Origin of the sequence: Pseudomonas migulae, assembly GCF_043225285.1 — a bacterium.
GTDB lineage: Bacteria > Pseudomonadota > Gammaproteobacteria > Pseudomonadales > Pseudomonadaceae > Aquipseudomonas > Aquipseudomonas migulae_C.
On record NZ_CP171224.1, the window covers coordinates 1,402,972 to 1,417,098 of the forward strand.

The 14,127-nt window shown below is 59.7% G+C and carries 13 protein-coding genes; 4 read left to right on the forward strand and 9 right to left on the reverse strand.

Annotated elements, in window-relative coordinates:
- The first annotated feature begins 39 nt into the window (after positions 1–39).
- The gene (locus ACF6ZU_RS06490) at positions 40–1,188 is read left to right on the forward strand and encodes an efflux RND transporter periplasmic adaptor subunit (protein ID WP_392891026.1); all 1,149 of its coding nucleotides are present in this window, start codon (positions 40–42) and stop codon (positions 1,186–1,188) included.
- Between the two features lie 13 nt (positions 1,189–1,201).
- Positions 1,202–4,240 (forward strand): multidrug efflux RND transporter permease subunit, encoded by a 3,039-nt coding sequence (locus ACF6ZU_RS06495; RefSeq protein WP_392891027.1) that lies wholly within the window; start codon positions 1,202–1,204, stop codon positions 4,238–4,240.
- Positions 4,241–4,393: 153 nt separating this feature from the next.
- Here the strand turns inward: ACF6ZU_RS06495 and ACF6ZU_RS06500 are convergent, their stop codons facing one another.
- From ACF6ZU_RS06500 to colR, 5 genes are all read right to left on the reverse strand, one after another.
- On the reverse strand, positions 4,394–4,621 hold the full coding sequence (locus tag ACF6ZU_RS06500; RefSeq protein ID WP_392891028.1) for a hypothetical protein: 228 nt from the start codon (positions 4,619–4,621) through the stop codon (positions 4,394–4,396).
- A 2-nt stretch (positions 4,622–4,623) separates the two neighbouring features.
- Complete coding sequence (locus ACF6ZU_RS06505) at positions 4,624–5,337, reverse strand: lipopolysaccharide kinase InaA family protein (RefSeq protein WP_392891029.1); 714 nt, start codon at positions 5,335–5,337, stop codon at positions 4,624–4,626.
- A gap of 4 nt (positions 5,338–5,341) precedes the next feature.
- On the reverse strand, positions 5,342–6,010 hold the full coding sequence (locus ACF6ZU_RS06510; RefSeq protein WP_392891030.1) for a class I SAM-dependent methyltransferase: 669 nt from the start codon (positions 6,008–6,010) through the stop codon (positions 5,342–5,344).
- Positions 6,011–6,172: 162 nt separating this feature from the next.
- A complete protein-coding gene (locus ACF6ZU_RS06515; RefSeq protein WP_392891031.1) occupies positions 6,173–7,456 on the reverse strand; it encodes a sensor histidine kinase in 1,284 nt (427 codons plus the stop codon).
- The gene (colR, locus tag ACF6ZU_RS06520) at positions 7,446–8,129 is read right to left on the reverse strand and encodes a two-component system response regulator ColR (protein WP_008032118.1); all 684 of its coding nucleotides are present in this window, start codon (positions 8,127–8,129) and stop codon (positions 7,446–7,448) included. Before colR ends, ACF6ZU_RS06515 begins: the two co-directional genes overlap by 11 nt.
- A gap of 219 nt (positions 8,130–8,348) precedes the next feature.
- Between colR and ACF6ZU_RS06525 the strand changes: the two genes are divergently transcribed.
- Positions 8,349–9,092 (forward strand): phosphatase PAP2 family protein, encoded by a 744-nt coding sequence (locus tag ACF6ZU_RS06525; protein WP_392893723.1) that lies wholly within the window; start codon positions 8,349–8,351, stop codon positions 9,090–9,092.
- Between the two features lie 575 nt (positions 9,093–9,667).
- Here ACF6ZU_RS06525 and groL read toward each other — a convergent pair.
- The 4 genes from groL to ACF6ZU_RS06545 all read right to left on the reverse strand — a co-directional run bounded on the left by groL (position 9,668) and on the right by ACF6ZU_RS06545 (position 13,177).
- Positions 9,668–11,311 (reverse strand): chaperonin GroEL, encoded by a 1,644-nt coding sequence (groL, locus tag ACF6ZU_RS06530; protein ID WP_262172151.1) that lies wholly within the window; start codon positions 11,309–11,311, stop codon positions 9,668–9,670.
- Between the two features lie 49 nt (positions 11,312–11,360).
- Complete coding sequence (locus tag ACF6ZU_RS06535) at positions 11,361–11,654, reverse strand: co-chaperone GroES (protein ID WP_110964697.1); 294 nt, start codon at positions 11,652–11,654, stop codon at positions 11,361–11,363.
- Positions 11,655–11,902: 248 nt separating this feature from the next.
- Positions 11,903–12,379 (reverse strand): FxsA family protein, encoded by a 477-nt coding sequence (locus ACF6ZU_RS06540; protein WP_392891032.1) that lies wholly within the window; start codon positions 12,377–12,379, stop codon positions 11,903–11,905.
- Positions 12,380–12,445: 66 nt separating this feature from the next.
- Complete coding sequence (locus ACF6ZU_RS06545) at positions 12,446–13,177, reverse strand: HugZ family protein (RefSeq protein WP_392891033.1); 732 nt, start codon at positions 13,175–13,177, stop codon at positions 12,446–12,448.
- Between the two features lie 164 nt (positions 13,178–13,341).
- Between ACF6ZU_RS06545 and ACF6ZU_RS06550 the strand changes: the two genes are divergently transcribed.
- Positions 13,342–14,100, forward strand: coding sequence for an SDR family oxidoreductase (locus tag ACF6ZU_RS06550; protein ID WP_392891034.1), 759 nt, complete (start codon positions 13,342–13,344; stop codon positions 14,098–14,100).
- Positions 14,101–14,127: the final 27 nt, after the last annotated feature.

Below are 14,127 nucleotides of genomic sequence, written 5' to 3' on the forward strand. Positions count from 1 at the left end.
CCGACTGTCTCACCTGATTTTCTCCAAGGAAGTGGAAATATGCTGCGTCGCCGCATGCTGATCATGTTGGGTGTCGTTCTGTTGATCGTGCTGGTCCTGGCCGGTTACAAAGCCTTCTCCATCTACACGATGATTCAGGGCTTCGCCGCGCCGAAACCGCCGATCAGCGTCGCCGTGGCCACGGCGACCGAAAAACCGTGGCAGGCGCGCCTGCCGACCGTCGGCACGCTCAAGGCGCTGCAAGGCGTCGACCTGAGCCTGGAAACCGATGGCACGGTCATCGATTTGCAGTTTGAATCAGGGCAGAAGGTCAAGACCGGTCAACCCCTTCTGCGACTCGACAGCGCCGTGGAAAGCGCCTTGCTCGAAACGGCGCAGGCTGATCTCGGGCTGGCCCAGCTCGATTACGGTCGCGGCAGTCAACTGGTCGGCAGCCAGGCGATCTCCAAAGGCGAGTTTGACCGCCTGTCGGCAGTGCTGAAAAAGAGCAAGGCCACGGTCAATCAGCTCAAGGCGGCCCTCGGCAAAAAAAGTATCGCGGCACCGTTCAGCGGCACCATCGGCATCCGCCAGGTGGACATCGGCGACTACCTGGCCAGCGGCACCGTCATTGCCACCCTGCAAGACCTCAGCAGTCTTTACGTTGATTTTTTCGTGCCTGAACAGTCCGTGCCGAAAATCGCCCTTGGCCAGCCCGTCGAAATCATCGTCGCGGCTTATCCAGCCATGACCTTTCCCGGCAAGATCAGCGCGATCAACCCGAAGATCGAGAACAGCACGCGCAACATGCAGGTCCGCGCAACCCTGGCCAACCCCGACGGCAAACTGCTGCCAGGCATGTTTGCCAGCCTCCAGGTAATGTTGCCCGACCCGCGGCCACGCATCGTCGTGCCGGAAAGCGCTATCACCTACACGCTGTATGGCAACTCGCTGTACGTCGTTGCGCAGAAGAAAACCGAAGACGGCACGCTGGAAAAAGACGACAAGGGCGAACCGATCCTGATCGCCGAACGCCGTTTCATCGAAACCGGCGAACGCCGCGACGGTGTGGTGATGATTACCAAAGGCGTGCAGAACGGCGAAAAAGTGGTCACGGCCGGCCAGATCAAACTGGACAACGGAGCGCACATTGCCATCACCGACGACAAGACTTTAGCCGAGAAGAACAGCCCGCCACGCGCGGACTGATCAAGGAATCCCCATGGCTTTTACCGACCCGTTCATCCGCCGCCCGGTGCTCGCCACCGTGGTCAGCCTGTTGATTGTGCTGCTGGGTTTCCAGGCCTGGAGCAAGCTGCCGCTGCGCCAGTATCCGCAAATGGAAAACGCCCTGATCACGGTGACCACCGCGTACCCCGGGGCCAACGCCGAAACCATCCAGGGCTACATCACCCAGCCGATGCAACAGAGCCTGGCGAGTGCCGAGGGCATCGACTACATGACCTCGGTCAGTCGTCAGAACTTTTCGGTGATCTCGATCTACGCGCGCATCGGTTCCAACAGCGACCGTCTGTTCACCGAGTTGCTGGCCAAGGCCAACGAGGTAAAGAACCAGCTGCCGCAAGACGCCGAAGACCCGGTACTGAGCAAGGAAGCTGCGGACGCCTCGGCGCTGATGTACATCAGTTTCTTCAGCAAGGACCTGAGCAACCCGCAAATTACCGACTACCTGTCGCGGGTGATCCAGCCAAAACTGGCGACCCTGCCGGGCATGGCCGAAGCCGAGATTCTCGGCAACCAGGTGTTCGCGATGCGCCTGTGGCTGGACCCGGTGAAGCTCGCCGGTTTCGGTCTGGCCGCCAGCGACGTGACCGATGCCGTGCGTAAATACAACTTCCTTTCCGCTGCCGGCGAAGTGAAAGGCGAGTACGTGGTCACCAGCATCAACGCCAACACGGAGCTCAAATCCGCCGAAGCCTTTGCTGCGATCCCGCTCAAGGTCGATGGCGACAGCCGTGTGCTGCTGCGTGACGTCGCGCGGGTCGAGATGGGTGCGGAGAACTACGACTCCATCAGCTCCTTCGGCGGTACGCCCTCGGTGTACATCGGCATCAAGGCCACGCCCGCCGCGAACCCGCTGGACGTGATCAAGGAAGTGCGCAAGATCATGCCCGACCTTGAGGCCCAGTTGCCGCCAAACCTCAAGGGTGAAATCGCCTATGACGCGACGCTGTTCATCCAGGCCTCGATCGACGAAGTGGTGAAAACCCTGTTCGAAGCGGTGCTGATCGTGATCGTCGTGGTGTTCCTGTTTCTCGGGGCACTGCGTTCCGTGGTGATTCCGGTGGTGACGATTCCGCTGTCGATGATCGGCGTGATGTTCTTCATGCAGATGATGGGTTACTCGATCAACCTGCTGACCTTGCTGGCGATGGTGCTGGCCATCGGGCTGGTGGTGGATGACGCCATCGTGGTGGTGGAAAACATCCACCGCCACATCGAGGAAGGCAAGACCCCGCTCGACGCGGCCATCGAGGGTGCCCGGGAAATCGCCATGCCGGTGGTCTCGATGACCATCACCCTGGCGGCGGTCTACGCGCCCATCGGCTTCCTGACGGGGCTCACCGGCGCGCTGTTCAAGGAATTCGCCCTGACCCTGGCCGGCGCGGTGGTGATCTCCGGCATTGTCGCCCTGACCCTGTCGCCGATGATGTGCGCCTTTCTGCTGCGCCACGACGAAAACCCCAGCGGCCTGGCCCATCGGCTCGACCTGATTTTCGAAGGCCTCAAGCGCCGCTACCAACGCATGTTGCACGGCACGCTCAACACCCGCCCGGTGGTGCTGGTGTTTGCGGTGATCGTGCTGTGCCTGATCCCGGTGCTGCTCAAATTCACCAAGTCGGAACTGGCGCCGGACGAGGACCAAGGCATCATTTTCATGCTGGCCAACGCCCCGCAGCCGACCAACCTCGATTACCTGAACACTTACACCGACGAGTTCATCTCCATCTTCAAAGCCTTCCCCGAGTACTACTCGTCGTTCCAGATCAACGGCTTCAACGGCGTGCAATCGGGGATCGGTGGCTTCCTGCTGAAACCGTGGAACGAGCGCGAACGCACACAAATGGCGATCCTGCCCGAGGTCCAGAGCAAACTGGAAAGCATTCCGGGCCTGCAGATTTTCGGCTTCAACCTGCCTTCCCTGCCCGGTACCGGCGAGGGCCTGCCGTTTCAATTCGTGGTCAATACCGCCAACGATTACGAGGCGTTGCTGCAAGTGATGGACCGGGTGAAAAAGCGCGCGATGGAGTCCGGCAAGTTCGCCTTCGTCGATGTCGACCTGGCGTTCGACAAGCCCGAAGTCGTGGTCGATATCGACCGTGCCAAGGCCGCGCAGATGGGCGTGTCGATGCAGGATCTGGGCGGTACGCTGGCAACGCTGCTGGGCGAAGCGGAGATCAACCGTTTCACCATTGAGGGCCGCAGCTACAAAGTCATCGCGCAGGTCGAACGGCCGTTCCGCGACAACCCCGACTGGCTGAACAATTACTACGTGAAAAACACCCAGGGCGAACTGCTGGCCCTGTCGACCCTGATCACGGTCACCGACCGCGCGCGACCGCGACAGTTGAACCAGTTCCAGCAGCTCAACTCGGCGATCCTGTCCGGGGTGCCGCTGGTGAGCATGGGTGAGGCCATCGACGCCGTGCGCGAGATTACCCGGGAAGAAGCACCGGCAGGTTTCGCCATCGACTACGCCGGGGCCTCGCGGCAGTACGTCCAGGAAGGCAGCGCGCTGTGGGTGACCTTTGCCCTGGCGCTGGCGATCATTTTCCTGGTGCTGGCGGCGCAGTTCGAAAGCTTCCGCGACCCGCTGGTGATCCTGGTAACTGTGCCGTTGTCGATCTGCGGCGCCTTGATCCCGTTGTTCCTCGGCTGGTCGAGCATGAATATCTACACCCAGGTGGGGCTGGTGACGCTGATCGGGTTGATCAGCAAGCACGGGATCCTGATCGTCGAGTTCGCTAACCAGCTGCGCAAGGACAAGGGGCTGACGCCGCGCGAGGCGGTGGAGGAAGCGGCTGCCATTCGCTTGCGTCCGGTGTTGATGACCACCGCGGCGATGGTGTTCGGCATGGTGCCGTTGATCATTGCCACGGGGGCGGGAGCTGTCAGCCGGTTCGACATTGGTACGGTGATCGCCACGGGGATGTCGATCGGCACGTTGTTTACGTTGTTTGTGCTGCCGTGCGTGTACACCCTGCTGGCGAAACCCGACAAACCCGAACCACACGCATAACTCTTGTAGGAGCCGGTTTGCCGGCGATGGTGTGTCAGTCGACATCAATGTGGCTGACACACCATCGCCAGCAAGCTGGCTCCTACAGGGATTTGCAGGCGGAATGAAAAAGGCCTCGCATTTGCGAGGCCTTTTATTTGGGCTTCAATCTGGTCAACTCTGCGGCCTCAGTCCTTGAGAAAGTCCGAACATGAACAGCAATAAATCATGATCAGGCTGGGTTGCAACGGATTCCTTAGCGACCCGCGGCATTGGACAACGCGCGTCCCCGTTCACCGAACTGAGGACTTGCGTGCGGGGCTGCTCCCAAGCCGCCACCGCCAGCGAAGCAACTGCCAAGGCTCCTATTAAAAACAAACCTCGTGCAATTTCGAGTTTCATTGCTATAAACCTTTGATAGCGCTGCCAAACGCCGTCTCATAAAAATAGACGAGTTTCTTCCAGTCCGCCGTGCTGAACGACGAATGGCGACGCAGTTGCTTGAGGTCATGGGAGGCAGCGCTGTAGGCGGTTAAACGCTGGCGGCACTTCTCCAGATCGATCAACGCTACCTCGACTTTAGCCGACTCGCCCTCGCCGGTAACCCGGACAAAAACGTGCTTGATGTAGAGGCAACTGTGCTGCCAGCGGCCCTTGTGCATGCGCACCAGGTTATCCGCCAACTCCTTCAATACGCGATCATGCACCGCCTCGCCATGACGCTCGCGACCGCCACCGTCGTACCAGTGCTGAATTTCCTCGAAACCGTCCAGAGCCTTGGTCACCAACAAGGCACGCCACTTGTGCACAGGATCGCGCTGCGCACCGCAGAAAACCATTTCCGGAACGCGCACGCCGATCCGGCTCACACCAATAAGCGCATCCTGTTCTCGCAGCACCGTCGGTCGACCGAACGGGTGCAACCAGCTGCGGTAGATATGTCCGGTTTGACGCTTGGCATAGAGCAGTTGCCCATCGGCCCCCATCACTCGTTGCACGCCACTTTCACCGCCACGACGGACGTTGGGCTCTTCAACCCATTCACCGCGCTGATTCCAGTAAAAGTCGAAGCGATCCTGGGAAACGACGTCCGCTCCTGCTGCACATTGCACTGCCATCCTGTTACCTCTTGCGTAATACGTAAACCCGCCACATGGCATAGAGCGGTATAAAGTCCAGTTGTTCCTGGATGCGGAAACCTGCCTGCTCGAACTCTTTCTCGACCGTAGCAGCAGGTAACACAAATCGATTTTGGTAACCTTCCTGCCCACGCCGCTTCTCGGAGCGCTTGCGTTTCCAGGCTTTGAAATTGCCGTCGACCCACAACGACAGAATCACACTGTCGCGGCTGACGCGTTCGAATTCACGCAGGATGGCCAGTCGATGCTCGGCTTCACCAATGTGGTGCAGCAAGCGCATGCAAAAAATGCTGTCGACGGCGTTATCAGGCAAGGCGATGTCGAATGCAGAAGTGTGCAAGGGTTGTACCCGTTTCACGACATCGGCGGGTTGCGCCTGCATCGCAATCTTGATCATGGACTCGGAGTTGTCCGCACCAATGATCACGCGGTTGGGCTTCTCCGCCAGCAATGGCCAGAAACGCCCGGCTCCACACGGCAAATCAAGGACCAGGCCGGGTTCGCCGACCAGCGTCAAGGCCTTGCGCGCCAGTTGCTCGTCACGCCAGTGCGACAACCGGCGACCTACGCCATCCTGATGCTTGCGCAGGTATTTCTGAGCGTGTTGATCGTCATACTTTTCGGAAAAATCCAGTTTGATCGGGCCGGCCATTACCAAAGACTCCTGAACATTTGATGACGACCACGATAAGTAGCGCCATGTCAGCGTCAGGTAATGTCTTTGTGAAAAAAATGTCATGTAAAACCCTGAAGTATTTCAGGGTTTTACAGGGTGCCGATGCTGGCTGAGGGCCATAACTCTAAGGGGACTGGATCAGCTCGGGCTCGATGAGCCGAGCACCACCTCAAAACGACAGCCATTGGGGTCCATGTTGGTCAGACTGACGCTCCAGCCCTGGTTCTCGCAGATCCGTTGCACCAGCGACAGCCCCAGTCCCAGGCCTTCGCCGCGTTTTTCGTTACCGCGCACGAACGGCTCGAACATCGCTTCGCGTTTTTCTTCGGGTATGCCGACGCCACTGTCTTCGACCCTGAAGCCAGAGGCCGTCAGGGTCAAGCGGATGAAACCGCGTTCGGTGTAATGCAGTGCGTTGCGCAACAGGTTGCCCATGACCGCGTGCAAAAGAGTGGCGTTGTAGCGCGTGCTAGCCGGATTGCCCGGTTCGAACACCAGCGACAGGCCCTTGGCCTCAATCGGTTCACGCCACAGGTTCAACAGTCCGTCGGCGACCTGGGGCAGCGATTGTTGCGGCGCTACGCCTGCATCTTCCCGCTGAGCCCGGGCCAGCATCAGGAAGGTCTGCACCAGCTCGCGCATCTCTTCGCAGGCGCGGGCGATCCGCTGGACCTGTGCCCGGCCGCGCTGGTCGATGCCCGGGTTTTCCAGCAGCAGCTCACAGGAACTGGCCAGCACCATCAATGGCGTGCGCAATTCGTGACTGACGTCACTGGTGAACAGGCGTTCCCGGGTCAACGCCTGACGCAAGCGACCGAGCGTGGCGTCAAAGGCCACGGCCAGCTCGCCCACCTCATCGGCGGCATAGTCCGGCGCCAGCGGTGGCGCCAGCCCCAGCAACTGATCGCGGTGACGTACCTGGCGAGCCAGTCGCACCACCGGCGCCATTACTTTGCGCGCGAGGATCCAGCCGAGAAATACCGCCAGCGCCAGACTCAGGACGAAGCCCACCAGCACCACGGCGAACAACACGCGCTCGCGCTCTTCGAAATCGCTCTGGTCCTGCAGCAGCACATATCGCCGGCCGTCGACGACCTCGACCATCGCGTGATACGACAGCTGCTCGCGAAATACTTCATGAAAGCCCGGTTCGAGGTGGCGCAAATCCTTGGGCAACTCGAAGTCACCCGGCCCACCGCTGAAATAGAACAATTGGTCCGGTTCGGGGCGATGGCTCCAGTCCGAGACACTGTCCATCAGCAACAGGCGCTGCAAGTCCCCGCCCAGGCCTGCCGAAATCAGTTTTTCTTCCACCAGGTGCACGGTCGCGACAATGCCCATCGCAAAGGCACCGGCGACCAGCGCGCTCATCAACGCAAAAGCGATGATGATCCGTTGAGCAAGGCTCTGTTTAAACTCCATCACGGCCCTCGGCCAAGCGATAGCCCACACCGTGCACGGTCTGCAGCAAAGGCTTGGCGAACGGTTTGTCGATCACCTGACGCAACTGGTGGACATGGCTGCGCAGGCTGTCGCTGTCCGGGCAATCATCGCCCCACAGTGCTTCTTCGAGGATTTCCCGGCGCAGGACGTGCGGGCTTTTCTGCATCAGCACGGCCAGGAGCTTCAGGCCCACCGGGTTGAGTTTCAGCAGACGACCTTCGCGGGTAACCTCCAGGGTATCGAGGTCATAACTCAGGTCGCCGACCTGCAAGGTGCGACGACCGCCGCCCTGAGCCCGGCGCATCACCGCTTCGATCCGCGCCGCCAGTTCAGACAGGGCGAAGGGTTTGATCAGGTAGTCATCAGCACCGGACTTGAAGCCCTGCAGCCGGTCGTCCAGTTGATCGCGAGCGGTGAGCATGATCACCGGCGTGTCGCGACGGGCGTCTTCGCGCAGGCGTTTGCACAGGGTGTAGCCGTCGATGCCGGGCAACATGATGTCGAGCACGATCAGGTCGTAATGCTCGGTGGCTGCCAGGTGCAGGCCCGACAAACCGTCCTGAGCGCAATCCACGGTGTAGCCTTTGAGCCCCAGATAATCGGCCAGGTTGGCCAGGATATCGCGGTTGTCTTCAACCAATAGAATTCGCATGGGCATCTCCTCCGTACACAGTAACGGCCGTCTTGGCCCGCGCAGCTTAAGGCCAAGTGTGGCTCAGAGCTAGGGCCGCGTGCAGTGTTCAAGCCCGCCGATAAATCTGTTGCGGCCCTAACGATTTTTTCACTATCGGTTCACATGCAGGCGACACAATCCGGCTCACACTCCGCGCGGCTGCGCTCTCAAGAACACTTAACCGACCAAGGAACCGCCATGGTGTCGACCACTGCCCGACCCGCCTCCCGCCCCCTGAATCTGTGGGTGTGCCTGGGTGTTCCCGCCATTGCGGCGATCATTCTGCTGCTGCTCGAACTGACGTCCCTTGACATGGACATTGCCCGGTATTTTTATGACCCGGCGGCTGGCGACTTTATCGGGCGTCACAGTTATTTCCTCGAAGACATCCTGCATGACCGTGCCAAGCAGGTGGTCATCGCCTTCTCGGTGTTCGCCATCCTGGGGTTCATCGGTGCTTTTTTCATCGACCGGCTCAAGCCGTTCAAGCGGGAGTTGGGGTGTCTGGTGCTGTCGCTGGGTCTGGCGACGTCCTTTGTCACGCCGATGAAGGCGGTGACGGCGGTTCAATGCCCATGGAGCCTGGAGCAGTTCGGCGGCCATGAAACCTACAGCGAGTTGCTCAGCCCTCGCCCGCCCACCGACAAGCCGGGGCGTTGCTGGCCTGGAGGCCATGCGGCTACCGGGTTTACGCTGTTTGCGCTGTTCTTTGTGCTGCGGGATCGGCGTCCGCGTCTGGCGCGCAGTGCCTTCATCTTCGCCTTCGCGCTGGGCTCGGTGTTTTCTGTGGGCCGGATGATGCAGGGGGCGCACTTTTTCTCGCACAACGTGTGGACGGCGATTTTTTGTTGGCTGATTTGTTTGGGGTCGTATTACTACATTCTTTATCGGCCGGCTTCGAAGGCTGAGCGCGTTGGTAAGGCGGAACCGGTCAGGGTCTGAGAAATAGATCCAAATGCAGGAGAGTTTGGGGTTTGGAATGTTTACATATCCGTTTCTGCGGTTATGGCTTCCATTGGTTTCGCCCTTACGGCGAGTTACTTGGAAAAGCGCCAAGTAACCAAGCGCTCTTGCCCCTTTCGTTCGGTGCCTCGCCATGGCTCGGCATTCCCTCGCTCCGGTCCTGCTCCGTGGGCCCGCCGCCATCGGCCATCCATGGCCGGGGGCGGCTAACCCGGCATCCATGCCGGGTTGCCCACTGCGCAGAACCTCCACTCGGCCTCTCGAGGGGGCGACCACCGCGACAGCCGCCGAGGCGGCCTTAAAGCCGACCTGACTCATTGGTGTTCGCGTTCACCCATTCCGGATATGTGCACAGTTCCCCTGTAGGAGCCGGCTTGCCGGCGATGGACGTCAACGATAACGCGGGCTGTCTGGATGACCGCGGTGTCCGGGTGTCTTTCGCCGGCAAGCCGGTCTCGCTCCCACACTGATTTGCTGGGGCCTGCAAAATCGAGGCAATAAAAAACCCCGCCTGCTTTCGCAGGCGGGGTTTTTTCGTACGGGGTGAGGCTGGCTTACATCATGCCGCCCATGCCGCCCATACCGCCCATGTCTGGCATGCCGCCGCCAGCTGGTGCGTCTTCCTTGATCTCGGCGATCATGGCTTCGGTGGTGATCATCAGGCTGGCAATCGACGAAGCCGCTTGCAGGGCCGAACGAGTCACTTTGGCCGGGTCCAGGATGCCCATTTCGATCATGTCGCCGTATTCGCCGGTAGCAGCGTTGTAACCGTAGTTACCCGAACCCTGCTTGACCTTGTCCACAACTACGCTTGGCTCGTCGCCGGAGTTGGCAACGATCTGGCGCAGTGGCGCTTCAACAGCGCGACGCAGCAACTGGATGCCAACGTTCTGGTCATCGTTGTCGCCTTTCAGCTCGGAGATTGCCTGCAGAGCGCGAACCAGTGCCACGCCGCCGCCAGGTACCACGCCTTCTTCAACGGCTGCACGGGTAGCGTGCAGGGCGTCTTCAACGCGGGCTTTCTTCTCTTTCATTTCAACTTCGGAACCAGCGCCAACCTTGATCACTGCAACGCCGCCGGACAGCTTGGCCAGACGCTCTTGCAGTTTTTCACGGTCGTAGTCGGACGAAGTGTCGGCCACTTGCTGACGGATCTGCAGAACGCGAGCCTGGATGTCAGCCTCAACGCCGGCACCGTCGATCACGGTGGTGTTTTCTTTCGACAGGATTACGCGCTTGGCATTACCCAGGTGTTCCAGGGTAGTGCTTTCCAGGCTCAGGCCGATCTCTTCGGAGATAACGGTACCGCCAGTCAGAACAGCGATGTCCTGCAGCATGGCCTTGCGACGGTCGCCGAAGCCTGGAGCCTTGACGGCTGCGACTTTGACGATGCCACGCATGTTGTTCACAACCAGAGTCGCCAGGGCTTCGCCTTCAACGTCTTCGGCCACGATCAGCAGTGGACGGCCGGCTTTGGCAACGGCTTCCAGCACTGGCAGCATTTCGCGGATGTTCGAGATCTTTTTGTCGACCAGCAGGATCAGCGGACCGTCCAGCTCGGCAGTCATGGTCTCGGGCTTGTTGACGAAGTACGGGGACAGGTAGCCACGGTCGAACTGCATGCCTTCAACAACCGACAGTTCGTTTTCCAGGCCCGAGCCTTCTTCAACGGTGATCACGCCTTCTTTACCGACTTTTTCCATGGCTTCGGCAATGATGTCGCCGATGGAGCTGTCGGAGTTGGCCGAGATGGTGCCGACCTGAGCGATTGCACGGGTGTCAGCGCAAGGCTTGGACAGTGCTTTCAGCTCTTTGACGATCGCGATGGTCGCCTTGTCGATACCGCGCTTCAGGTCCATCGGGTTCATGCCGGCAGCGACGGCTTTCAGGCCTTCGTTGACGATCGACTGAGCCAGAACGGTAGCGGTGGTGGTGCCGTCGCCTGCGTCATCGTTGGCACGGGAGGCAACGTCTTTGACCAGCTGCGCGCCCATGTTTTCGAAGCGGTCTTTCAGCTCGATTTCTTTGGCAACGGACACGCCGTCCTTGGTGATGGTCGGAGCGCCGAAGCTCTTCTCGATGATCACGTTACGGCCTTTAGGGCCCAGCGTCGCTTTTACCGCGTCAGCCAGGACGTTTACACCGGCGAGCATTTTCTTGCGGGCGGAATCGCCGAATTTAACTTCTTTAGCAGCCATGATCGATATTCCTTAAATACTTTGTAGTAGCGGGAAAATGAGCGGGGAATCAGCCTTCGATAACAGCGAGAATCTCGTTCTCAGCCATTACCAGCAGGTCTTCGCCGTCAACTTTCACGGTGTTGCTGCCGGAGTACGGACCGAACACAACCTTGTCGCCCACTTTGACGGACAGTGCACGCACTTCACCGTTTTCCAGCACGCGGCCGGTACCTACAGCGAGGATTTCGCCGCTGTTGGCTTTTTCGGCAGCCGAACCTGGCAGGACGATACCGCCAGCGGTTTTCTTTTCTTCTTCGCTGCGACGGATGACGACGCGGTCATGCAGAGGACGAAGCTTCATTGTCGATCTCTCCTAATTGTGGTTTTCATCGGCCGGTGTAGTCCCGGCGGGTTTAACAAATTCCGGCGGTGCCGGGTGCGGTTCGTCAAGCGAACCGCGGAAGTCTGTCTGGCGTGATTGCCAGAAACCTTGCGGTGACCGTTACATAAGGGCGCATAAGCTTATTACAAGGGCGAGGATCGAAATTTTTTACAGCGATGCCCCTTAAACGAACACGGCACCCGAAGGTGCCGTGCAGCTGAAACGGTTTACTTGGTGTCGCGGTGTTCGAACTCGCCTTCGATCACATTCGGCTCACGGCCCAGCGGTTCACGCGGGGCAGGACCGCCACGTGGCTGCAGATCATCGGCGAACGCACGCTGACGGATCGCCGCCTCTTCGGCACGCTGGCGCATTTTATTGGCCAGCAGTCGACGGGAGATCGGCAGCAGCATGATCAGGCCCAGCACGTCGGTGACGAAACCCGGCAGGATCAACAGACCGCCGGCCAGGGCCAGCATCAAACCTTCAAGCATGGTCTGGGCCGGCAACTCGCCGCGGTTCAGGCTTTCACGCGCACGCAGCGCGGTTGCCAGGCCGGCGACGCGCAGCACGAACACGCCGAGCATCGAGCCGAGAATGACCAGCAGCAGCGCCGGGAAAAACCCGATGGCTCCGCTGACCTTGACGAATACGAACAGCTCCAACACTGGAAACAGTACAAAGAGCAATAAAAAAGGGCGCATCAAATGGTTCCTCAACGCAAGAATGCCTTGCCAGTCTTCCCTAGATGACGTCGCCCTTTCGTGAATTCAAGCACCAGCCACTTCATTTTTCGGCCAATGCTCGGCGTGGGCCAGGAAAACCAAGGCTTCACGGACTTGTGTCGGCGTATTACATGGCGCTTGAAACGGTAACCAGTAGAGACCCTGACCGATGCGCAGGTGCATGCCCTCGGTGTCGATCCCGGCCAATTGCGCCGGTTCGGTTTTCGGCAGGCCCGCGAGTTCGACGTAGTGGGCGATGGCCTTGGCGTGATCGGCGTTCATGTGCTCGACCATGCTTGCCTCGGCTTTGCCCGCGAATGGGTTGGCCAGGGTCAGCTGGTCGACCCAGTGAATCGCGCCGAAGCCACCGATGTAACGGTGACGCACGGGCTTGAGCACCCAGAAATCGAAATCGTGGGCCTTGTGGTAATTCTGCGAATCCGGGAAGTAGCGGTAGTAGCGCTCGGCGGCCGCTTCAATCGCCGACGCGTCCTCGATTTTTTCGGCTTCGGCGAGGTACGTCAGGCGCCCAACGGCCTGAACGTCTTCGGCACCGCGCTCGCCCACGAACAGTGAGCATTTCGGATCTTTCTGCAAATTGTGGGTGTGCTGGGCGATGCGGCTGATCAGAATCAGCGGCCGGCCCTGCTCGTCCAGACAGTAAGGAACCACGGAGCCAAACGGGAAACCGGGCATCGCCTTGGAATGCGTCGAGAGCACTCCACGGTATTCCTTGAGAAGCAATTCTCGGGCATTCTTGGCCGCTTCAACGCTCAATTTATGACTCCTTATATAGAATCCGTCGAAAAAACGGACAGGCGCCTGGTGAAAGTTCCAGTACGCCATCGGGGCAGTTCTCATGTGCAACCAGGCCACATCCGGTGCAGATCGAGAGGCTCTCTTGAAGGAAGACCACTCCCACCTGTAACCGGGGCATGCGAATGCAACTCACTGACAAAGTAATCATTATCACTGGCGGTTGCCAGGGTTTAGGCCGCTCCATGGCCGAGTATTTCGCCGGCAAAGGCGCAAAACTGGCGCTGGTCGACCTGAACCAGGAAAAGCTCGACGCCGCCGTTGCCGCGTGCAAGGCCAAGGGTGTCGAGGCCCGCGCTTACCTGTGCAACGTCGCCTATGAAGAACAAGTGACGCACATGGTTGCCCAGGTGGCCGGCGATTTCGGTGCGATCCACGGTTTGATCAACAACGCCGGCATCCTGCGCGATGGCCTGCTGCTCAAGGTCAAGGACGGCGAAATGACCAAGATGAGCCTGGCGCAATGGCAAGCGGTCATCGACGTCAACCTGACCGGCGTGTTCCTGTGTACCCGCGAGGTCGCGGCGAAAATGGTCGAGTTGAACAACAGCGGCGCGATCATCAATATCTCGTCGATCTCCCGCGCCGGCAACGTTGGCCAGACCAACTACTCGGCGGCCAAGGCCGGTGTCGCTGCGGCGACCGTCACCTGGGCCAAGGAACTGGCGCGCTACGGCATTCGCGTAGCCGGCATTGCACCGGGTTTTATCGAAACCGAAATGACGCTGGGGATGAAGCCGGAAGCGCTGGAGAAAATGACGTCCGGAATTCCGCTCAAGCGCATGGGCAAGCCGGAAGAGATCGCGCATTCGGCGGCGTACATTTTCGAGAACGACTACTACACCGGCCGGATCCTCGAGATGGATGGCGGGTTGCGGATCTAAAGTACAACGAAGGCCCTGTAGGAGCCG